Annotated in this window: 15 protein-coding genes and 1 tRNA gene; 11 read left to right on the top strand and 5 right to left on the bottom strand. The window is 69.3% G+C overall.

Annotated elements, in window-relative coordinates; all coding sequences use genetic code 11:
• The first annotated feature begins 43 nt into the window (after nucleotides 1–43).
• Nucleotides 44–3178, top strand: a complete 3135-nt coding sequence (locus NOO62_RS10700) for an endo-alpha-N-acetylgalactosaminidase family protein (protein ID WP_268770647.1) — start codon at nucleotides 44–46, stop codon at nucleotides 3176–3178.
• A 124-nt stretch (nucleotides 3179–3302) separates the two neighbouring features.
• Here the strand turns inward: NOO62_RS10700 and NOO62_RS10695 are convergent, their stop codons facing one another.
• Nucleotides 3303–5048 carry a glycoside hydrolase family 35 protein gene (locus NOO62_RS10695; RefSeq protein ID WP_268770646.1) on the bottom strand — a complete coding sequence of 582 codons (1746 nt, stop codon included), beginning with the start codon at nucleotides 5046–5048 and terminating at the stop codon, nucleotides 3303–3305.
• 124 nt (nucleotides 5049–5172) lie between these two features.
• On the opposite strand from NOO62_RS10695, the gene NOO62_RS10690 reads away from it, so the two are divergent.
• The 6 genes from NOO62_RS10690 (at nucleotide 5173) to NOO62_RS10665 (ending at nucleotide 13143) form a co-directional block, all read left to right on the top strand.
• Entirely contained in the window at nucleotides 5173–6081 is a 909-nt protein-coding gene (locus NOO62_RS10690; RefSeq protein WP_268770645.1) for a helix-turn-helix domain-containing protein, read from the top strand.
• Between the two features lie 11 nt (nucleotides 6082–6092).
• Nucleotides 6093–6491, top strand: coding sequence for a chorismate mutase (locus tag NOO62_RS10685; RefSeq protein ID WP_268770644.1), 399 nt, complete (start codon nucleotides 6093–6095; stop codon nucleotides 6489–6491).
• A gap of 130 nt (nucleotides 6492–6621) precedes the next feature.
• The gene (locus NOO62_RS10680) at nucleotides 6622–7056 is read left to right on the top strand and encodes a hypothetical protein (protein ID WP_268770643.1); all 435 of its coding nucleotides are present in this window, start codon (nucleotides 6622–6624) and stop codon (nucleotides 7054–7056) included.
• Between the two features lie 103 nt (nucleotides 7057–7159).
• The gene (pepN, locus tag NOO62_RS10675; RefSeq protein WP_268770642.1) at nucleotides 7160–9709 is read left to right on the top strand and encodes an aminopeptidase N; all 2550 of its coding nucleotides are present in this window, start codon (nucleotides 7160–7162) and stop codon (nucleotides 9707–9709) included.
• A 534-nt stretch (nucleotides 9710–10243) separates the two neighbouring features.
• Nucleotides 10244–11695, top strand: coding sequence for a pyridoxal phosphate-dependent decarboxylase family protein (locus NOO62_RS10670; RefSeq protein ID WP_268770641.1), 1452 nt, complete (start codon nucleotides 10244–10246; stop codon nucleotides 11693–11695).
• Nucleotides 11692–13143 (top strand): lysine N(6)-hydroxylase/L-ornithine N(5)-oxygenase family protein, encoded by a 1452-nt coding sequence (locus tag NOO62_RS10665; RefSeq protein WP_268770640.1) that lies wholly within the window; start codon nucleotides 11692–11694, stop codon nucleotides 13141–13143. The genes NOO62_RS10670 and NOO62_RS10665 overlap by 4 nt, the downstream gene beginning before the upstream one ends.
• On the opposite strand, the gene NOO62_RS10660 is transcribed toward NOO62_RS10665, so the two are convergent.
• The gene (locus tag NOO62_RS10660; RefSeq protein WP_268770639.1) at nucleotides 13133–13525 is read right to left on the bottom strand and encodes a hypothetical protein; all 393 of its coding nucleotides are present in this window, start codon (nucleotides 13523–13525) and stop codon (nucleotides 13133–13135) included. The two genes, NOO62_RS10665 and NOO62_RS10660, sit on opposite strands and share 11 nt — an antisense overlap.
• Nucleotides 13526–13629: 104 nt before the next feature.
• Here NOO62_RS10660 and NOO62_RS10655 point away from each other — a divergent pair, with 104 nt between their 5' ends.
• Nucleotides 13630–14811 (top strand): GDSL-type esterase/lipase family protein, encoded by a 1182-nt coding sequence (locus NOO62_RS10655; RefSeq protein ID WP_268770638.1) that lies wholly within the window; start codon nucleotides 13630–13632, stop codon nucleotides 14809–14811.
• Here the strand turns inward: NOO62_RS10655 and NOO62_RS10650 are convergent.
• Entirely contained in the window at nucleotides 14808–16616 is a 1809-nt protein-coding gene (locus NOO62_RS10650) for a bifunctional metallophosphatase/5'-nucleotidase (protein ID WP_268770637.1), read from the bottom strand. The two genes, NOO62_RS10655 and NOO62_RS10650, sit on opposite strands and share 4 nt — an antisense overlap.
• A 156-nt stretch (nucleotides 16617–16772) precedes the next feature.
• Between NOO62_RS10650 and NOO62_RS10645 the strand changes: the two genes are divergently transcribed.
• Both NOO62_RS10645 and pyk read left to right on the top strand, forming a co-directional pair.
• Nucleotides 16773–17498 (top strand): SIMPL domain-containing protein, encoded by a 726-nt coding sequence (locus tag NOO62_RS10645; RefSeq protein WP_268770636.1) that lies wholly within the window; start codon nucleotides 16773–16775, stop codon nucleotides 17496–17498.
• A 128-nt stretch (nucleotides 17499–17626) separates the two neighbouring features.
• Nucleotides 17627–19063 (top strand): pyruvate kinase, encoded by a 1437-nt coding sequence (pyk, locus tag NOO62_RS10640; protein ID WP_268770635.1) that lies wholly within the window; start codon nucleotides 17627–17629, stop codon nucleotides 19061–19063.
• Between the two features lie 12 nt (nucleotides 19064–19075).
• Here pyk and NOO62_RS10635 read toward each other — a convergent pair whose 3' ends face one another.
• Both NOO62_RS10635 and NOO62_RS10630 read right to left on the bottom strand, forming a co-directional pair.
• Entirely contained in the window at nucleotides 19076–19864 is a 789-nt protein-coding gene (locus NOO62_RS10635; RefSeq protein ID WP_268770634.1) for a helix-turn-helix domain-containing protein, read from the bottom strand.
• 83 nt (nucleotides 19865–19947) lie between these two features.
• Nucleotides 19948–20030 (bottom strand) — tRNA-Leu (locus NOO62_RS10630).
• Between the two features lie 92 nt (nucleotides 20031–20122).
• Here NOO62_RS10630 and NOO62_RS10625 point away from each other — a divergent pair.
• Entirely contained in the window at nucleotides 20123–20779 is a 657-nt protein-coding gene (locus NOO62_RS10625; RefSeq protein WP_268770633.1) for an ANTAR domain-containing response regulator, read from the top strand.
• Nucleotides 20780–20842 lie beyond the last annotated feature (63 nt).

The following is a 20842-nucleotide window of genomic DNA, read 5'->3' as shown; positions in this document are numbered from 1 at the left end:
GCATGGTGAGCGGCACGAATTCCGTCCCGTGGAGGGGTGCCGCATGCCGCCGTCAGACAGGTCAGGGCCGAGCCGTCGAGTCGTGGTCGCCACCGGCGCGATCGCCGGGGTGGGGGCCGCGCTCGGCGCGGGCGGCAGCGCGTTCGCCCAGGGCGCGACCAAGGGCCGGGGCGCCCCCGCCGGGCCCCACGCCGACGAGGTGGTCCTGCGCTCGAAAGACCTGGACGTACGCGTCGCCACCGCCTTCCCGAGCGTCGTCTCGTACACGGACCGCGCGAGCGGCGCCCTGCTGCACGGCCGCGCGGACGCCCCCGCCACCGTCCTCATCGACGACGCCGAGCACACCCCGAAGGTCACCGTCACGACGGGCCGCTCGCGCGCCGCGTACGTCCTGGCCTTCGACGGCGGCACCCGCATCGACGTCGAGATCACGGTCGAGGGCAGGCAGGTCCACTGGCGTGTCACGAAGATCGCGGACACGGCCGCGCTGCGCGTCGGAACCCTGCGCATCCCCGGACTGACCCTGCTCTCCGTGCGCAGCGACCAGCCCGGCGCCGCCCTCCTCGCCGCCAAGGTGCAGCTCGACAAGGCCAAGAGCGGCGACACCCTCGTACGACCTGCGAAGGACACGCCCGCGCAGGCGCCGACCGGATGCGCGTACGCCGTCGTCGCACACGACCGGCTCGGCGGCGCAGTCGAGACGAACACCGTCTACGACAAGCCCACCTTGGAGGCGGGCACCACCTGGGAGAACGGCCGCCTGTGGCGCGAGACGGTACGCCCCACCGTAAACGCCGACTACGTAGAGGCCCGGTTGAGCCCCGGACAGTGGACGCACCGCGCCGCGACCGCCCCCGTCGACGCCACCGAACCCCTCCCGTACGCCACCGTCGTCATCACCGGCGACCGCAACGGCGACGGCAAGGTCGACTGGCAGGACGCCGCGACCGCCTTCCGCGACATCATGGTCACCCCGCTCGGCGCCGACGAGCAGCACCTGCGGGTCGTCCCGCACATCCCCTTCAACTTCGCCTCGCAGGCCACCAACCCGTTCCTCGCCACCCTCGACAACGTCAAGCGGATCCACCTGGCGACCGACGGCCTGCGCCAGTACACACTCCTCAAGGGCTACCAGTCCGAGGGCCACGACTCCGCCCACCCCGACTACGCGGACAACTACAACACGCGCGCGGGCGGCCTCGACGACCTCAACACCCTGGTCCGCGAGGGCAAGAAGTGGAACAGCGACTTCAGCGTGCACGTCAACGCCACAGAGTCGTACCCCGTCGCGAAGGCGTTCTCCGACAAGCTCGTCGACAAGAAGAACGAACAGTGGGACTGGCTCGACCAGAGCTACCGCATCGACCAGCGCCGCGACCTGGTCTCCGGAGACATCATCAAACGCTTCGCCGACCTGCGCGCCCAGACCCACCCCGGCCTGAACGCCCTCTACATCGACGTGTTCCGCGAGTCAGGATGGACCTCCGACCGCCTCCAGCGCGCCTTCCGCGAACAGGGCTGGACCATCACCTCGGAGTGGGGCCACGGCTTCGAACGCTCCGCGATCTGGTCGCACTGGGCCACCGAGACCGACTACGGCGGCGACACCTCCCGCGGCATCAACTCCCGCCTCATCCGCTTCGTCCGCAACCACCAGAAGGACGTCTTCGCCGACAAGTGGCCCACCCTCCTCGGCGTCGCCCGCATGGGCAACTTCGAGGGCTGGGTCGGCAAAACCGACTGGCACGCCTTCTACGACCTGATCTGGACCCACTCACTGCCCGCCAAGTACCTCCAGGCGTACCCCATCAAGACGTGGGACGAGCACGAAATCACCTTCTACGGAGACAAGCGGTCCGCGGCAGACACCACGGTCTCCGACGCCACCGGCAAACGCCGCATCACCACGGACGGAAACGTCGTCTACGAAGACGGCCGCTATCTCCTCCCCTGGGAACCCCGCAAGGCACACGACCCCGCGAAGCTCTACCACTACAACCCCTCCGGAGGGACCAGCACCTGGCAGCTGCCCCGCGGCTGGGCCCGCCGCTCCCGCATCGCTCTCCACCGGCTCACCGACCAAGGGCGCGTCTTCGAGTCGTACGTCTCCGTAGCGGGCGGCAAAGTCACCCTCAAGGCCGAGCCGAAGCAGCCCTACGTCCTCTACCGCGAGCGCACCGCCGCCCTGCCCGACCCGCAGTGGGGCCAGGGCACCCCACTGCACGACCCGAGCTTCCACTCCGGGTCCCTCAAGAAGTGGAAGGTCAGCGGCCCCGCCTCCGTCGAGCTCAGCGACCTCGGCGACCACGAACTGATCATCGGCGCGGGCGGCGCGGCCTCCGTAGGACAGCGGCTCGCCCGCCTCAAAGCCGGCACCTACGTCGCATCCGTGCAGGTCGAGGTCGGCGCGAAACCGGGGGAGCGGCGCACGGCCACCCTGGAGGTGCGCACCGCCGACGGCATCACCGCCACCAACTCCACGGAGACGTCCACCGCCGGGAACTACGTCGCCGCCGACCGCAAGCACGGCACCCGCTTCCAGCGCATGTTCACGTACTTCACCGTCCCCGAAGGAGGCGGCACGGCCGAACTGACACTGCGCACCGGAGCGGGCGACGCGCGCGTGCGCTACGACAACGTACGCGTCGTCGCGACCCCGCGTCCCGCCAGGCTGCCGCGCGCCACCCTCGTCCACGAGGACTTCGAACACGTCCCCCAGGGCTGGGGCCCCTTCGTGAAGGGCGACGCGGGTGACGTCACCGACCCGCGCACCCACATCGCGCAGCGCCATGCCCCATACACGCAGCGCGGCTGGAACGGCAAAGCGATCGACGACGTCATCGACGGCGCGAACTCGCTGAAGTCACGCGGCGAGAACACCGGACTCGTGTACCGCACGGTCCCGCACACCGTCCGCTTCGAGCCCGGCAAGCGGTACCGCGTCTCCTTCCGGTACGAGAACGAGAAGGCGGCCCAGTACGCCTGGATCACCGCCGTCGACGAACCGGCACCCCGCGAACTCGACCGCAAGGACGTGCCGGTCGCCACCGGACCCACCACGCTCACCTACGAGTTCACCGCCCCCGCCACGGGCGAGGCCTGGGTGGGCCTGCGCAAGACCGGCGACGACGGCAAGGCGGAGTTCGTACTGGACGCGTTCGAGGTGAGGGAGGTCTGAGGTCCTCTCCTCTCCTGACCTGACCTGACCTGACCTGATCTGATCTGAACTGAACTGAACTGACGCGCTGAACGGGCCCGCCCCCTCACTCCTGGAGGGGGCGGGCCCGGTCGCAGCGGGAGCCTCAGTCCAGCCGGACCGCCTCCCCGCCCCCCTCCAGCTCCAGGACCCACACCTCGTTCGCCCCGGCCCGCAGCACCGGACCCGGCACGTACAGCGTCGTCTGCGGACCCGCCGACCAGTAGCGGCCCAGGTTGAAGCCGTTCACCCACACGAAGCCACGGGTCCACCCCGGCAGACCCAGGGACGCGTCACCGGGGGAGGACACGTCGACCGTCCCCCGGTACAGCCCGGGCCGCCCCGCACCCTCGCCCGCCGCGGGGATCGCCCGCACCGCCGACGCCACGTCGAACGCGTCCAGGCGCAGCGCCCGCGTCCGCACCCCGTGCAGATACTGCCGCTCATGCAGGATGCCCCCGGTGATCCCCTTGACCTCACCCGTCCGCGGCCCGTAATTGACCCTCCCCAGGGACTCCACCCACAGCTCCACGCGCGCGTGCCCCGCAACAGGGTCGAGCAGCGTCGGCGTGCCCTCCGTCAGGACACCGGCCCGCTCCCCGTCGACGTACACCACCGCCCGGTCCCGCAGCCCCCGCACACTCAGCGGATACGGCTCACGCGGACCCGGCACCGTCACCGCGTACCGCACCAGACCGCGGTCCACGTCCAGCTCCTCGAACGTGGGCGGAACGGCGTACTCCGCTTCCGGGGAGCCGAGCGCGTCCAGGACCGCGTCCAGCGGCGCCCAGTCGGTCAGGGCCGCCGCCGCGGGCTCGCCCAGCGACGGCAGCCGCGGGGGCGGGTCGGGCAGAGGAGCGGACGCGTACTCCGCGAGGACCTTCCTGAACGCCCAGAACTTCGGCGTCACCCGGCCGAACTCATCGACGGGCGCGTCGTAGTCGTACGACGTGACGTCCGGCTGCAACTCCCCGTCGTGCAGCGAACCACCACCCCGGTTGGCACCCGCCCACCCCGCGAAGTTCGTCCCGCCGTGCGCCATGTACAGATTCACCGACGCACCGCACTCCAAGATCTCCCGCAGCGCCCCCGCGGCGTCCTCCGCGTCCCGCACGACATGCTCCGCACCCCAGTGGTCGAACCAGCCGCACCAGAACTCCATGCACATCAACGGCCCCTTCGGCCGGTGCCTGCGCAGCGTCCCGAACCCCGCACGGGCACCCGACCCGAAGTTCACCGTCGCCAGCACCCCCGGAACCGAACCCCCCGTCAGCATGTGGTCCTCGGGCCCGTCCGACGTGCACAACGGCACCTCGACACCCTCCGCGAGCAGCAGATCCGCGAGCCGCCGCAGATACACCCCGTCCGAGCCGTAACTCCCGTACTCGTTCTCGACCTGCACCATGATCACCGGACCGCCCCGGTGCCACTGCCGCCCCACGACCTGCGGCAGAAGCCGCCGGAACCAGCGGCTCACATGCCCCAAGTACTCCTCGTCACGCGTCCGCGCCCGCACCCCCACCGCACCCGTCAACCAGTGCGGAAGCCCACCGTTCTCCCACTCCGCACAGATATAGGGCCCCGGCCGCACGATCGCCCACAGGCCCGCCTCCCGCGCCGCGTCCAGGAACCGGCCCAGCGCCTCGACATCGCGGTACGTCCCCGGGCGCGGCTCATGCAGATTCCACGGGACGTACGTCTCCACACAGTTCAGGCCCATCGCCCGCAGCATCGCAAGGCGGTGACCCCACTGCGCCTCATGCACCCGGAAGTAATGCATGGCGCCGGACAGCAGCCGCACCGGCCGTCCGTCCACCTCGAAATCATCCTCGCCGACCCTGAACCCGTTCATCGCGTCCTCTCGCTCACGTCCCGCCCACGATCACCTCTGGCGGGGCACAGGGTCCATGGACAAAGATCGAGCCCGGTTGGACGCAAGGAGCGGGCCAGCGCCCGGATGAAAGGGACGCACGCGGATGTACCACACGTGGATGCGGTATTTCACCCCCAGCCCCGCCCACCACAAACTCGGCCTCGCCTGCCTCGGCGTCGGCCTCCAACACGGCCTCCTGCCGACCGTCGGCCCCCGCACCCTCGACCACCACGTCGCCGTCGTCATCAGCTCCGGCGGCGGCTGGTTCCGCGGCCCCGACGGACGCCGCACCACCATCACCGCACCCGCCCTCATCTGGCTCACCCCCGGCGCACGCCACCACTACGGGCCCGACCCCGACACCGGCTGGGACGAGTGCTTCGTCGACTTCACCGGACCCGCCACCGCCACCTACACCGAACTCGGCTACATCGAACCCACCCGCCCCGTCGTACCCCTCTCCGACGCGGCAGGCGCCCGCGCCGTCGTCGCCCGCATCGCCCGCGCCGCCCGCCGCGGCAACCCCCTCCTCGAAGTCGAGACCGGCGCCGCCGTCCACGAACTCCTCGTCGCCCTGCGCCGCGCCCGCGCCGACATCGCCCCCGACGGCGACCCCGTCCTCCAGGCCCTCGCCCGCGACGCCTTCCAACCCCTGTCCGTCGCCGAACACGCCGCCCGACACGGCATGACCCCCGCCGAACTCCGCACCGCCGTGCGACGCGGCGCAGGATGCAGCCCCAAGGACTACCTCCTCGGCATCCGCCTGGGCCGCGCCAAGGAACTCCTCGCCGCCACCGAACTCCCCGTCGCCGCCATCGCCCGCCGCGTCGGCTACGACGACCCCGCATACTTTTCACGCCTTTTCACCCGCCGGGTCGGCATGGCCCCCGTACGCTTCCGCGACCAGCAAGGAAGGGCCGTACCCGGCGGCTGGTCCCACCAGATACCCGACCCCGAGCACCCACCCATTTTGCGCTCTTCCGCCGGTAGCGGCCCCGGACCGGCCACGTAGGCTCGGGGACCATGACCACCAGCCACACCAGTGACGACAACGTGAACGGCACGACCCCCGCACCCGCCGCGGGCTCCGCACGGACCACGCCCCCCGCACCCGCCGCGGACGAGGCCGTGCGCGCCGAGCTGTCCCGCCTGCGCGACAGCATCGACAACATCGACGCCGCCGTCGTCCACATGCTCGCCGAGCGCTTCAAGTGCACCCAGCAGGTCGGCCACCTCAAGGCCCAGCACCACCTGCCGCCCGCCGACCCGAGCCGCGAGTCCCGCCAGATCGCCCGCCTCCGCGAACTCGCCGAGAACGCCAAACTCGACCCGGCCTTCGCGGAGAAACTCCTCAACTTCATCATCGCCGAGGTGATCAGGCACCACGAGCAGATCGCCGAACAGCCCCAGACGAGCCCCTGACCAGCGGCAAAGCCGCCCCCACCCGCAGCTGCCTGCCGTGTCGTTTCTCCCGTACGACTAATCCGCCCGCGCGAGTGACCGGCAGCCGCTCCGCTGTTCAGCGCCCCGCAGGGACCGCTATCACCACTGCATGACCAAAACCTCGCTGCGCGGCCTCGCCGCAGCGGCGCTCCTCGTCCTGCCCGCCCTCGTCGCCGCACCCGCGCACTCCGCGCCGACCGACACCCACCGCCCCTCCAAGGCACCCCGCTCGCTGCCGTGCACCAACACCGCGCACATCCCCGTCAGCGACGGACCCGGCAGGGCCAAGGCCACCGTCGAACGCCGCGGCGGCGGCTGCGGCAACGCCACCGTCGAGATCCGCATCTGGTCCGACATCTCCTGGAACCCGGACAAGCAGTTCGGCCACAACAAGCAGTTCTTCTCCGTGGGCTCCCTGGACGCGGCAGGGGAGTGCTACAACGGCTTCGTCCACGTCCGCGGCATCTACAGCGAGATGTACGTCAACGGCCAGAAGGTCGCCGAGTCCGCACGGGCCAAACTGCCCGGCTGCGTCGCCCCCTAGGGCCTGTGCCGGACCGCCTCCCCGCCACCCCCCGGCGGGCAGGCGGTCCGCTCCCGGAGGACGGCCCTACACCCGCGCCCACCCCATCGGGCAGCATGGCCCCATGCCCGTACTGACGCGCGACGAAGCGCAGACCCGAGCCCAGCTCATCGACGTCCACCGGTACACGGTCGAGCTCGATCTGACCCGGGCGGCCGACCCTGCCCGCGACACCTTCGACTCCCACACCGTCATCCGCTTCAGCGCCCGCACCCAAGGCGCCACCTTCGTCGAACTCAAGCCCGCCGAGCTGCGCTCCGTCACCCTCGACGGGCACCCGCTGGACCCCACCGCACTCACCGACAACCGGCTCATCCTCGACGACCTCACCCCCGGCGAACACGAACTCCGCGTCGACGCCACGATGCGGTACTCCCGCACCGGCGAAGGCATGCACCGCTTCACCGACCCCACCGACGGTGAGACGTACCTCTACACCCAGCTCTTCATGGAAGACGTACAGCGCGTCTTCGCCGCCTTCGACCAGCCCGACCTGAAGGCCGTCTTCGAGCTCACCGTCACCGCCCCCGACACATGGACCGTCCTCGCCAACGGCATCACCGAACACCTCGGCGAAGGAAAATGGCGGGCCGCACCCACCCCCCTCATCTCCACCTATCTCGTCGCCGTCGCCGCAGGCCCCTGGCACTCCGTCCGCACCGAACACCGCGGCCTGCCCTTCGGCATCCACTGCCGGCGCTCCCTCGCCCCCCACCTGGACGCCGACGCCGAAGAAATCCTCGACATCACCCGCGCCTGCTACGACCGCTACCACGAGAAGTTCGAGGAGCCCTACCCCTTCGACTCCTACGACCAGGCATTCGTCCCCGAATTCAACGCCGGCGCCATGGAGAACCCCGGACTCGTCACCTTCCGCGACGAATTCATCTACCGCTCCGCCGTCACCGACACCGAACGCCAGACCCGCGCCATGGTCATCGCCCACGAAATGGCCCACATGTGGTTCGGCGACCTCGTCACCCTCCGCTGGTGGGACGACATCTGGCTCAACGAGTCCTTCGCCGAATACATGGGCTTCCAGACCACCGCCGAAGCCACCCGCTTCACCGGACCCTGGACCGACTTCGGCATCGCCCGCAAAACCTGGGGCTACGACGCCGACCAACGCCCCTCCACCCACCCCGTAGCCCCCGACCCCGACGCCGTCCCCGACACCGCGTCCGCGATGCTCAACTTCGACGGCATCTCCTACGCCAAGGGAGCAAGCGCCCTCCGCCAGCTCGTCGCCTGGCTCGGCGAAAAGGACTTCCTCACCGGCATCAACACCCACTTCGCCCGCCACAAATTCGGCAACGCCACCCTCGCCGACTTCATCGACTCCCTCGCCCACGCCACCGACCGCGACGTCCACGCCTGGGCCGAAGCGTGGCTGCGCACCACCGGCGTCGACACCCTCACCCCCAAAGTCACCCACTCCGGCCGCACCTGGACCCTCACCGTCGACCGCGACGGCGGCCCCGGCCACGAAGACGGACGACCCCACCGCATCGCCGTCGGCGTCTACGACCGCGACCTCTCCGGCGGCCCCGGCCTCGTCCTGCGCGAACGCTTCGAAACGGACATCCCCGCCACCGGCACCGACACCCCCCGCGACGGCGGCCGCCCCGCCCTGATCGTCCCCAACGACCAGGACCTCACCTACGCCAAGATCCGCCTCGACGACGCCTCCGAGGAAACCGCCCTGCGCGACCTCTCCGGCGTCCCCGACGCCCTCACCCGCGCCGTCCTCTGGAACAGCCTCCGCGACATGGTCCGCGACGGCGAACTCGAAGGCACCACCTACCTCGAAGCCGCCCGCACCCACCTCCCCGAGGAAACCGACCTCGCCATCGTCCAAGGCGTCCTCACCTTCGCCACCACCTACATCGCCGACCGCACCGCCACCCCCGACGAACGGCCCGCCGCCCTCGCCGTACTCGGCGACCTCTGCCGCGACCTGATCCGCCGCACCGAGGACGGCACCAACCCCGGCCTGCGCCTCACCGCAGTCCGCGGCTTCATCGACGTCGCCACCCAACCCGCACCCCTCCAGGCCTGGCTCACCGAAGGCACCGTCCCCGGCGGACCCGAACTCGACCCCGAACTCCGCTGGCGCACCCTCACCCGCCTCGCCGTCCTCGACGCCACCGACGAGACCGCCATCACCGCCGAACTCGACCGCGACCCCAGCGCCACCGGCCAGGAAGGCGCCGCCCGCTGCCGCGCCGCACTCCCCGACGCCGCCGCCAAACGAGCCGCCTGGGACGCCATGTTCGGCTCCGACGACCTCTCCAACTACCTCTTCACCGCCACCGCACAGGGCTTCTGGCAACCCGAACAAGCCGACCTCGTACGCGAATACGTCCCCCGCTACTACGAAGACGCCGTCGCCCTCGCCGCACGCCGCGGGACCGCCATGGCCGAAGCCGCCGGACGCCACGCCTTCCCCGCCCCCCTGGTCGACCCCGAGACCCTCCACCTCGGCAAACGCTGCCTGGACGCCACCGACCCCACCCCGGCCCTACGCCGCAAACTCATCGATCAACTCGACGACCTCGCACGAGCACTATGCGTACGGGAGAGCGGGACGGCCAGGGGGGACGAGGTGGGCTGAGGCGGGGGAGGGCTAGCTGGGCTGACGCAGGGGGTGGGGGACGAGCTGGGCTGACACGGGTCGGGGTGAACGGGAACGGCCCGGCGGGCGCCGCCAGCCAATGCCCTGCCCTTCGGCCCCCCAGCCCGCCCCGGGCCTCCCATCACGTGCCCTGCCGACCCCCAGACCTCGGCCCCCTCCCGACCCTGAGTTCCCGGCCCTCTGCCTTCCGGGCCCGGGGTCCGGGGCCCGGCCCCGAGCCGAGGCCAGAAGCCCCCCGGCCGCCGGGCCGCCGGGTCCCTCTTCCCCTGCCCCCGAGCCGGGGCCAGAACCCCACCCCACCCCACCCCACTCCGCCCCACCCGGCCCGGAGCCGAAGCCCCCAAGATCGCGGCCCCGCCCCCGGAGGGGCACCCCTAGCACCCCCCGCACCCCCAACACGTTTTCTCCGCACGGCAGTACCACTTTCGGGTTCCCTTCGCCGCGGTACTCGCACGAACCGCCCACGCGGCGTACAGGCTGGTGCCCCTGTACGCGCACCCGAAGGACAGCCCCATGAGTACCCCGCGCACCCCACCGCCCCTCGCCGGAGGCGCCCAAGGAGCCGATGCCCTGGAGCCGTTGCTCGACATCGCGCTCGGCGCCCTCCGCACAGGCGCCACCGCCCGCGGCGGACCCCTACCCGCCGGCGGACCCCAAGCCGTCGCCGCACACCTCCACGCCGCAGCCCACCCCGTCCTCCCCGACCACGGCACCGGACCCGAAACAGCGCTCCGCACCCTCATCCACGCCCTCACCCAAGGCGCCGCCGACCCCGCCGAACCCCTCTGCGCCGCCCACCTCCACTGCCCACCCCTCGCCGTCGCCACCGCCGCCGACCTCGCCGCGTCCGCCCTCAACCCCTCCATGGACTCCTGGGACCAGGCCCCCGCCGCGACCGCACTCGAAGCCCTCGTCACCCACGCCCTCGCCGCGGAAGTCCACGACAACGGCGACGCCCTCATCACCACCGGCGGCACCGAAGCCAACCAGCTCGCCCTCCTCCTCGCCCGCGAAGCCCCCACCACCCGAGGCCCCGTCCGCCTCCTCGCCGGAGCCAACGCACACCACTCCCTCACCCGCGCCGCCTGGCTCCTCGGACTCCCCGAACCCGTCACCGTGCCCGCCCCCGCCGGCACCCTCGACCCCGCCGCACTCGACGACGCCCTCACCGAACTCGGCGGCCCCCCGGGCACCTTCCTCGTCGCCGCCACCGCAGGCACCACCGACGCCGGCCTCATCGACCCCCTCGACGACATCGCCGACCTCTGCGCCGCCCACGGCGCCCGCCTCCACGTCGACGCCGCCTACGGCGGAGGACTCCTCTTCAGCGACACCCGCAAAGCACAACTGCACGGCATCGAACGCGCCGACACCGTCGCCCTCGACCTCCACAAACTCGGCTGGCAACCCGCCGCCGCAGGCCTCATCGCCGTCCGCGACCCCCACGACCTCGACACCCTCAACCACCGCGCCGACTACCTCAACGCCGACGACGACACCGACGCAGGACTCCCCGACCTCCTCGGCCGCTCCCTGCGCACCACCCGACGCCCCGACGTACTCAAAATCGCCGTCACCCTCAAAGCACTCGGACGCACCGGACTCGGCCACCTCGTCGACCAAGTCTGCGACCAGGCACAGCAGTTCGCCGACCTCATCGACGCCCACCCCGCCTTCGAGCTCTACGACACCCCCGCCATCAGCACCGTCCTGTTCCGCCCCACCGACGCCACCGACCACCACATCGCCCACGTACGACGCCGCCTGCTCACCGAAGGCACCGCCGTCCTCGGCCGCGCCGACCTCGACGGCCGCCGCTGGCTCAAGGCCACACTCCTCAACCCCCACACCCGCCCCGCCGACCTCACCGCACTCCTCAAACTCGTCCACGAAGCCGAAGAAGCTGAAGAAACCGAACCCGAAAAGGCCAAAACCGCACACACGAAAGGAACCACCCCCCGATGACCGGCACCCCCGGCACCCCCGACCCCCCCGGACCCCAGCCGCCACCCACCACCCCCGAACACCCCCGAGACCTCGTCGGCATCGGCATCGGCCCCTTCAACCTCTCCCTCGCCGCCCTCGCCCACCCCCTCACCGAACTCGACACCGCCTTCTACGAACAGCGCCCCGCCTTCCACTGGCACCCCGGACTCCTCATCGAAGGCGCCTGCCTCCAAGTCCCCTTCCTCGCCGACCTCGTCACCCTCGCCGACCCCACAAGCCCCTGGACCTTCCTCAACTACCTCAAAACCCGCGAACGCCTCTACCCCTTCTACTTCGCCGAACGCTTCCACATCCAACGCGCCGAATACGACGCCTACTGCCGCTGGGTCAGCGAAAACCTCCCCGCACTCCACTTCGGACACCAAATCGACGCCGTCCGCTGGAACCCCGAACGAGACCTCTTCGAAGTCGACTACACCCAACTCGACACCGAAGGCGAAGCCGAAGCCCTGGGCCGCACCCACACCCGCAACATCACCCTCGGCATCGGCACCGCCCCCCACATCCCCGACCCCCTCAAACCCCTCGCCGAAGCCCCCAACGTCCCCGTCATCCACTCCGCCGACTACCTAGACCACCGCGAACAACTCCTCAACGCCGACCACATCACCGTCATCGGCTCAGGACAGTCCGGCGCCGAAATCTTCCTCGACCTCCTCCGCGCCCGCCCCACCGGACGCGAAAAAATCCACTGGCTCGCCCGCACCGAAGCGTTCGCCCCCATGGAGTACTCCAAACTCGGCCTCGAACACTTCACCCCCGACTACACCCGCTACTTCCACGCACTCCCCGAAGCCGTACGCGACGGCCTCGTCCCCCACCAATGGCAACTCCACAAAGGCATCGACACCGACACCATCACCGCCATCCACGACGAGCTCTACCGCCGCACCCTCCACGGCGGCTGGCCCGACGCCACCCTCACCCCCGGCGTCTCCGTACGCACCGCGGGCCGCGTCGCCACCACCCGCGTCGAACTCCACCTCGAACACCTCCAACAAGGCACCCGCTCCCGCCTCACCACCGACGCCGTCGTCCTCGCCACCGGCTACCGCGAACGCCCCCTCGACCAACTCCTCGCCGGCCTCGACCCCTACATCCGCAAGGACTCCTCCGCCCGCCCCCGCATCGACGACCAATACCGACTCGTCCTCGACCCCTCCGTCACCGGCTCCATCTACGTACAGAACGCCGAACGCCACACCCACGGCGTCGGCACCCCCGACCTCGGCCTCGCCGCCTGGCGCAGCGCCACCATCCTCAACAACCTCACCGGCCGCACCCCCTACCCCCAACCACAACGCACCGCCTTCACCAGCTTCGGCCTCCAAACCCCCGAACAACCCACCAACACCACAGGCCGCATCGGCGAACAACGCGGAAACCTCGTACGCCTCAAGACGTGACCGGCGCACCCAACTCACCGATACGAGCCGCCACCCGCCGCGACCTCGGACACGACCACACCGCGACACCCCCCACCACCCCGGCCGCCAACGGATGCGCGTCGGGGTGCTCAGGACACTCCGGCCACACAGCCGGCCTCAACTCCGCGCACAACGCCTCGACCGCCCAGTCCTGCGCCTGATCCGCGAAGTCCGCCACCCGCTCCGCCGCACTCGAACCGAACCGCGGTACAAGCCCCGCACCCGAACCGTCCGGCCCGTAGAGCACCACCAGATCACCGACCGCGGCGTCCCACTCCTCGCGGACCTTCATCCGCACCGCACACGTCGCCTTCAGATCGCGGAGCACCGGGCCGAGCACCGTCGCAAGTTCCTCATTCATGGGCTGAATTGTCCGGCCCCAAGCGCCCCGACGCCCCCGAATATTCCTTCACCAAAAGGGCATGACAGCGAAATAACAGCCCCCGCGCCCCGGTTCAGACCACCATGACCACAGACTCCACCGCCGCCTGGACCGCAGCCTTCCGCTCCGCCCTCGTCAGCCCGTACGAAACCATCGACCTCTTCGAACGCCGCGGCTTCGACGGACACACCCTCCGCCAGATCATCCGCCTCGACGGCGGCGGCACCGCCCTCCGCATCCGCCTCAGCAACCGCTACGGCAAGGAACCCCTCCACATCGGTGGCGCCCACCTCGCCAGACGCACCGAAGGCAGCGGCATCGACAGCGGCAGCGACACCCCCCTCCGCTTCACCGGCGCCGAAGACTTCACCATCCCCGTCGGCGAGGAGCTCGTCAGCGACCCCGTCGACGGCCCCGTCGCCGCGGGCGACGAACTCGCCCTCACCCTCTGGCTCCCCGACGAAACCGGACCCTCCACCTACTCCGCCGTCCCCCTCCGCACCGGATACGCCGCCCCCGGCAACGCCCTCACCGCAGACACCCTCGACGGCACCGAAGGCCTCGAAGAACTCGCCACCCGCCACTACATCACCGGCGCCGACGTCCTCGCCCCCGCAGGCACCCGCATCGCCGTCGCCTTCGGAGACTCCTGGTTCGAAGGCACCGGCACCACCAACGACACCGACCGCCGCTTCCCCGACCTGCTCAACCAGCGCCTACAGGACGCCGGAAGCAACGGCTGGGTCGTCAACCAAGGCATCTCCGCCAACCGGCTCCTCACCGACGAAATCGGCGAACACGCCCTCGCCCGACTCGAACGCGACGCCCTCGACGTACCCGGCGTCACCCACGTCCTCATCCACTTCGGCCTCAACGACCTCGGCATCCCCGGCCAGGAGGCCTACCCCGAACCCGCCCCCATCCCCACCGCCGCCGACCTCATCGCGGGCCTCACCACCCTCGCCGACCGCATCCACGCGGCCGGACTCACCGCCACCGCCACCACCGTCGGCCCCTACAAGGACACGATCTACGACGGCTACTCCACCCCCGAAGGCGTCGCCGTCGCCCGCGAGGTCAACGACTGGCTCCGCGGCACCGACAGCCCCTTCGACACCTACGCCGACTTCGCCGCCGCCGTCGCCGACCCGGCCGACCCCGACCGGATCCACGACGACTACGACAGCGGCGACGGCCTGCACGTCAACGACGCCGGAGCCAAGGCCCTCGCCGACTCCGTCGACCTCGCCACCCTCAAGATCTAGAACACCGGCGTACCGTCCCGGGTCAGCTTCCAGTCCACCGAAGCGAACTGACCCGGGTCCACCGTCCCCTTCACCTTCACCCAACCAATGATCGTGTTCCGGATCTCCTCCGAATTCGCCCACAACTGCTTGGCCTTCGCGATGTGCGGGAAGTTACCGCCACCACTCGCCCGATAATTGTTCACCGCGAGCACGAACTCCGCCTTCGGATCCAACTCCTTGCCCTCGAACGCCAGCTTCACGATCCGCGAACCCACCGGCTTCGCGACATCGATCTCGTACGTCAGACCACTCACCGCGTCATAGTTGTAATCCGGAATGCTGTCCGCATTCGTCAGCTTCGCCGGATCCACCGGACCACCCGCAGGCGTCTGCACGTAATACCGCGCCGAGAACTCCAGATACTCCTTCACCTGCGCACCCGTAAGCAGCCGCGCCTCCAGAGTGTTCTCGAACGGATACAGACCCGCCGCATCCCGGATCGTCACCTCACCCGCAGGGATCTGCGCCGTACGCGAGAAACACGACGCCTGCGACAACACCGGCAGCGCCGCGTACGCGCCACCCTTCAACGCCTCCACGACCGTCTCCCGCTGGACGAGATTGATCAGGTCGATGATCGCGACGTCCTTCACCGGTCCCTCGGCCGTGCTCATCGCCGCCGTCGACGTACCGATCACCTGATTCACGTACGCCACGACCTTCTCGTGCTCGTCCGCAAGCAGCCGCGTCACCTTCCTGTCCTCCGCCACCGCATTCGAGTTCAGGACCTTCGCACCGACCTTCTCCACCGTCCAGCAGCCCTTCGACCACACCAGATCGAAGTCGAACAACGTCAGCCGCTGCCCCCACTTCAACGGCTCCGACAGGACGACCTTCTTCCCGGTCTTCTTGTTCTCCACGAAGTACTCGGGAATCTCCGTATGCGCATGCCCCACCAGAATCGCGTCGATCCCCGGCACCTGCTCCGCCACCAGACCCGCCGCGTTCTCCACATACGGCAACTGATCCCCGTACGACGACGTACCACTCGACCCCGAATGCGCCGACACGATCACCACATCCGCACCCATCGACCGCAGCTTCGGGACCCACTTCGCCGCCTGCTCCTCAAGACCCGGGAACGTCATCTTCCCCTGCACGTTCGCCTTGTCCCAGATCGCGATCCCCGGATTCGTCAGACCCAGGACCGCCACCTTCACATCACGGCCGTGCGGCGTACGGAGCCGCTTCATGAAATACGGCGGGAAAGCGGGCCTCTGCGTCTTCGCGTTCAGCGCGTTCGCCCCAAGCAGCGGGAAATCACACTGCTCCTCGAACTTCCGCAACACCGGAATGCCGTAATTGAACTCGTGATTGCCGAGCGCCGCCGCGTCGTACCCGATCGCGTTCATCGCCTGCGCCATCGGATGCACCGGACCACGCTTCGCCGTGATCGGATCGACCTTCGCGTAGTAGTACGACAGCTGCGTACCCTGAATCGTGTCGCCCGCGTCGATGAGCAGCGTGTTCCGGCGACCCTTCTCCTCACGGATCCGGTTCACCAACGTGGAGATCTTCGCCAGACCCACATCGTTGTGGTCCTTGTCGTCGAACTCCTTGTCCGTGAAGTAATCCCAGTTGAAGACGTTCCCGTGCAGGTCCGTCGTACCGAGCACCGTGAACGAGTACCGCCGCGTACGCCGCGAGCCCTTCCCGGACCCGTGCGCCGACGCGGACGACGGAGCGACCGCCGCACCCGTCACCGCCACCCCCACCCCGGTCGCGGCGGACGTGCCCAGGAACTTCCTGCGGTTCAACGGCATCTCTGAACTCCTCGCTAGGGCCACAGGGCCACACTCAACTCAACGCACATGGTTAACGCGCGTAGATTCTGTCCCCGGCACCCACACGGACAACAGACCCCACAGGTTGCGATCCGATGACTGTCCGGTACGCCCACGCGATGCGAGAGTGACCACATGGACACAGACCCGCACCCCGCCCCCGCCACCCCCTACGGCACCCCCGACGCCCCCCGCCTCGCCGTCCGCGGCGAAGCACACCTCGAAGTCGACCCCGAAATCGCCCGCATCGGCATCACCGTCCAAGCCCGCGGCACCGACCGCCGCGACGCACTCAACGACCTCACCCACCGCAACACCACCGTCCTCGACCTCATCAAGACCTACGGCCAAGCAGTCGAGAAAATCGAAACCGGCACCTTCTCCATCAGCCCCGAACTCACCAAACACGGCCGCGGCGAACGCATCCGCGCCTACCACGGCCGCGTCCACACCACCGCCGAACTCACCGACTTCACCGCACTCGGCGAACTCACCACCCGCATCGCCGACCTCGACCTCACCCAAGTCGAAGGACCCTGGTGGGCACTCCGCCCCGACTCACCCACCCACCGCCACGCCAGGCAGCAAGCCGTCCGCGAAGCCGTCCAACGCGCCCGCGAATACGCCGAAGCACTCGGCACCGGACTCGCCGCCCTCGTCGAACTCGCCGACATCGGAGCCGACAACCCCCAGCCCCCCACCTACGGAGGATTCGCCGGCGGCATGCGCGCAGCCGCCGCCTACGGAGGCGCCCCCGACCTCACCGAAGCCCCGCCCCTCGACCTCGAACCCCAACGCCAACACGTCTACGCAACCGTCAACGCCCGCTTCACGATGACCCCACCACGACTCACGCCGTAACCTCCGAAACGCTCATAGGAGCGGCGCCCCGCACAATTCAACACTTGTCAATAACCCTTCATGCAAAGGTTGTTGAGTAGTCACCCCCGACCAATTCTCTACCCACGGGTAAGGCCTAGGGTCGAACCATGCGCCGAGCGAAAATCGTCTGCACCCTGGGACCCGCGACCGACTCGTACGACCAGATCAAGGCCCTGGTCGAAGCCGGAATGGACGTGGCACGCTTCAACCTCAGCCACGGCACCCACGCCGAACACGAGGAGCGCTACCAGCGCGTGCGAAAGGCCTCCGAAGAGACAGGACGCAGCGTCGGCATCCTCGCCGACCTTCAAGGCCCGAAGATCCGCCTCGGCCGCTTCCGCGAAGGACCCGTACTACTCGAACGCGGCGACGAGTTCACCATCACCGTCGAAAACGGCATCGAAGGCGACCGCCAACTCTGCGGCACCACCTACGAAGGCCTCGCCGACGACGTCACCACCGGCGAACGCATCCTCGTCGACGACGGCAAAGTCTCCCTCGAAGTCACCTCCGTCGACGGCCCCCGCGTCACCACCACCGTCATCGAAGGCGGCATGGTCTCCGACCACAAAGGCCTCAACCTCCCCGGCGTCGCCGTCTCCGTCCCCGCCCTCTCCGACAAGGACCAGGACGACCTCCGCTGGGCCCTGCGTTCAGGCGTCGACGTCATCGCCCTCTCCTTCGTACGCAGCGGACGCGACATCGAAGACGTCCACCGCATCATGGACGAAGAAGGCCACCGCCTCCCCGTCATCGCCAAGGTCGAAAAGCCCCAGGCCGTCGACAACATCGAAGACATCGTCGCCGCCTTCGACGGCATCATGGTCGCCCGAGGCGACCTCGGCGTCGAAATGCCCCTGGAGCAAGTCCCGATCGTCCAGAAGCGCGCCATCAAACTCGCCAAGCGCAACGCCAAGCCGGTCATCGTCGCCACGCAAATGCTCGACTCCATGATCGACAACTCCCGCCCCACGAGGGCCGAAGCGAGCGACGTCGCCAACGCCGTCATCGACGGCACGGACGCCGTGATGCTCTCCGGCGAGACCAGCGTCGGCAAATACCCCATCGAGACGGTCAAGACGATGGGCCGCATCGTCGAAGCGGCAGAGGAAGACATCCTCGCGAAGGGTCTGCCCCCGCTCACCGAACGCAGCAAACCCCGCACCCAAGGCGGCGCCGTCGCCCGCGCGGCAGCGGAAATGGGCGACTTCCTCGGCGCGAAGTTCCTGGTCGCCTTCACACAGTCCGGCGACACGGTCCGCCGCCTCTCCCGCTACCGCTCACCCATCCCACTCCTCGCCTTCACCCCCGACAAGGCGACGCGCTCCCAGCTGAACCTGACGTGGGGCGTGGAAACCCTCCTCGGCCCGCACGTGGACTCCACGGACGCGATGGTCGACCAGGTGGACGAGCTCCTCCTCAAGATCGGCCGCTGCCAGAAGGGCGACACGGTCGTCATCACGGCCGGCTCCCCGCCCGGGGTCCCCGGCTCCACGAACCTGGTCCGCATCCACCACATCGGCGAGGACGACAGCCCGAAGTAGCGGGTCGGGTGGTCAGTGTTTCGGGCCGACGTGGACGTCCATGAGGGCCACGTCGGCTTTTCGGGCGATGGAGATGTTGTACGGGTTCCCGTGGCGGGTGCAGTGCGTCCAGCCGACGCCGAGCGCGTCGAGGGTGCGGGTGAAGAGCTCCCTGATGTCGTCAGAGACGTTGGTGAAGAAGTACCGGGGATATTCGTAGCGCTTGCGTGCGCCCGCGACGACGCGGGTGGTCCAGTTGGTGATGCGGCAACCGTCGGAGTGGATGAGCCCGCGGACGAAGTCCCACGGGTGGGCGTCGACGATCTCCTGTTGCCAGGGTTCCAGGGCGATCTTCCGGTCGTGCTTCTTGCCGGGCCCGTGCTGGGGGAACATGCACCACAGGTGCCGCGAGTAGACCTTGATGTTCTGGCAGCCGGTCTTGCGGACCCGGCAGACGGAGTTATCCGGGAAGACCGCCCGTATGGCCCGCTCGCAGTTGTCCTTGAGGCCCGGCCATGCGTTGTCGCAGGTGATCATGAGGCTGGGAACGCGGTGTGCTGAGTACTGGATGATGTGCCCGTCGCCGAGATAGAGCCCCAGCAGGTAGGCGTACGCGCTCGTGTCCAGAGCACGGCCGTCGCAGCGGGGGCAACTGGGAATCGGTCTGCCGGGACACTCCCCGCGTCTCGCCCGGTCCTCGTGCTTCCAGTAGCTGATGGTCCCGAGCGGGATATCGAGCGTTCGGGCGACGTCCGCGTTCTTGGTCCCGTTGCGCAGCAACGTCAAGGCTCGCTGTCGCACCTCTGTGCCGTGGAAATTCATACGGCCACTCTGAGTCACGGCCCGTCGCCGTGAGCAGCAAAAAGCGGAGGTCCACGAGAACGTGGACCTCCGCTTTACGGCGGTGCCGGGTGCGGGATTCGAACCCGCAAGCCCTCTCAGGCAGAGGTGTTTGAGACCTCCGTGTATACCGTTCCACCAACCCGGCCAGGCGCTGCCGGAAGTGTACCGGGTCACCGGGTGGCGACGCAGCTAGGTAGGCTGCAGGGGCAGCGCACCTGCCATGAACGAGGAGCCCCCGTGACCGCCCCCGAGTCGCCCCAGCCCACCGACGCGTCGGACGACGACAAGTCGCACGTGCCTCCGGTGACGACCCGCGTCGTCATCGCCGAGGACGAGGCCCTGATCCGGCTCGACCTCAAAGAGATGCTCGAGGAAGAGGGCTACAGCGTCGTCGGCGAGGCCGGTGACGGTCAGGCGGCCGTCGAGCTCGCCCGCGAGCACAAGCCGGACCTCGTGATCCTGGACGTGAAGATGCCCGTCCTGGACGGCATCTCCGCGGCCGAGAAGATCGCCGAGGAGTCCATCGCCCCCGTACTGATGCTGACCGCGTTCTCGCAGCGCGACCTCGTGGAGCGGGCGCGGGACGCCGGCGCGATGGCGTACCTCGTGAAGCCGTTCAGCAAGAGCGATGTCGTCCCGGCCATCGAGATGGCCGTGTCCCGCTTCACGGAGCTGAAGGCGCTGGAGCAGGAGGTCGCGGACCTTTCGCAGCGTCTTGAGACGCGGAAGCTCGTGGACCGGGCGAAGTCGATTCTGCAGACGGAGTACGGCCTGACGGAGCCCGCCGCGTTCCGGTGGATCCAGAAGACGTCGATGGATCGTCGTCTGTCGATGCAGCAGGTCGCGGAGGCGGTCATCGAGGACGCCGAGGAGAAGAAGGCGTCGAAGGGCTAGCTCCGGCGCATACGTACGACGAGGCCCGCATCCCGTTCGGGGGGTGCGGGCCTCGTCGTGTCG

The sequence above is a fragment of the Streptomyces sp. Je 1-369 genome (genome assembly GCF_026810505.1).
In the GTDB taxonomy this organism is placed as follows: Bacteria; Actinomycetota; Actinomycetes; order Streptomycetales; family Streptomycetaceae; genus Streptomyces.
The sequence above is the reverse complement of the archived record's forward strand: the minus strand, read 5'-3'. Positions and strand labels throughout refer to the sequence as shown.

Bases quoted from the DNA above. Each gene is read 5' to 3' on its own strand.
- NOO62_RS10700 (WP_268770647.1), top strand. From the start codon at position 44: ATGCCGCCGTCAGACAGGTCAGGGCCGAGCCGTCGAGTCGTGGTCGCC.
- NOO62_RS10695 (WP_268770646.1), bottom strand. From the start codon at position 5,048: ATGAACGGGTTCAGGGTCGGCGAGGATGATTTCGAGGTGGACGGACGG.
- NOO62_RS10690 (WP_268770645.1), top strand. From the start codon at position 5,173: ATGTACCACACGTGGATGCGGTATTTCACCCCCAGCCCCGCCCACCAC.
- NOO62_RS10685 (WP_268770644.1), top strand. From the start codon at position 6,093: ATGACCACCAGCCACACCAGTGACGACAACGTGAACGGCACGACCCCC.
- NOO62_RS10680 (WP_268770643.1), top strand. From the start codon at position 6,622: ATGACCAAAACCTCGCTGCGCGGCCTCGCCGCAGCGGCGCTCCTCGTC.
- pepN (WP_268770642.1), top strand. From the start codon at position 7,160: ATGCCCGTACTGACGCGCGACGAAGCGCAGACCCGAGCCCAGCTCATC.
- NOO62_RS10670 (WP_268770641.1), top strand. From the start codon at position 10,244: ATGAGTACCCCGCGCACCCCACCGCCCCTCGCCGGAGGCGCCCAAGGA.
- NOO62_RS10665 (WP_268770640.1), top strand. From the start codon at position 11,692: ATGACCGGCACCCCCGGCACCCCCGACCCCCCCGGACCCCAGCCGCCA.
- NOO62_RS10660 (WP_268770639.1), bottom strand. From the start codon at position 13,525: ATGAATGAGGAACTTGCGACGGTGCTCGGCCCGGTGCTCCGCGATCTG.
- NOO62_RS10655 (WP_268770638.1), top strand. From the start codon at position 13,630: ATGACCACAGACTCCACCGCCGCCTGGACCGCAGCCTTCCGCTCCGCC.
- NOO62_RS10650 (WP_268770637.1), bottom strand. From the start codon at position 16,616: ATGCCGTTGAACCGCAGGAAGTTCCTGGGCACGTCCGCCGCGACCGGG.
- NOO62_RS10645 (WP_268770636.1), top strand. From the start codon at position 16,773: ATGGACACAGACCCGCACCCCGCCCCCGCCACCCCCTACGGCACCCCC.
- pyk (WP_268770635.1), top strand. From the start codon at position 17,627: ATGCGCCGAGCGAAAATCGTCTGCACCCTGGGACCCGCGACCGACTCG.
- NOO62_RS10635 (WP_268770634.1), bottom strand. From the start codon at position 19,864: ATGAATTTCCACGGCACAGAGGTGCGACAGCGAGCCTTGACGTTGCTG.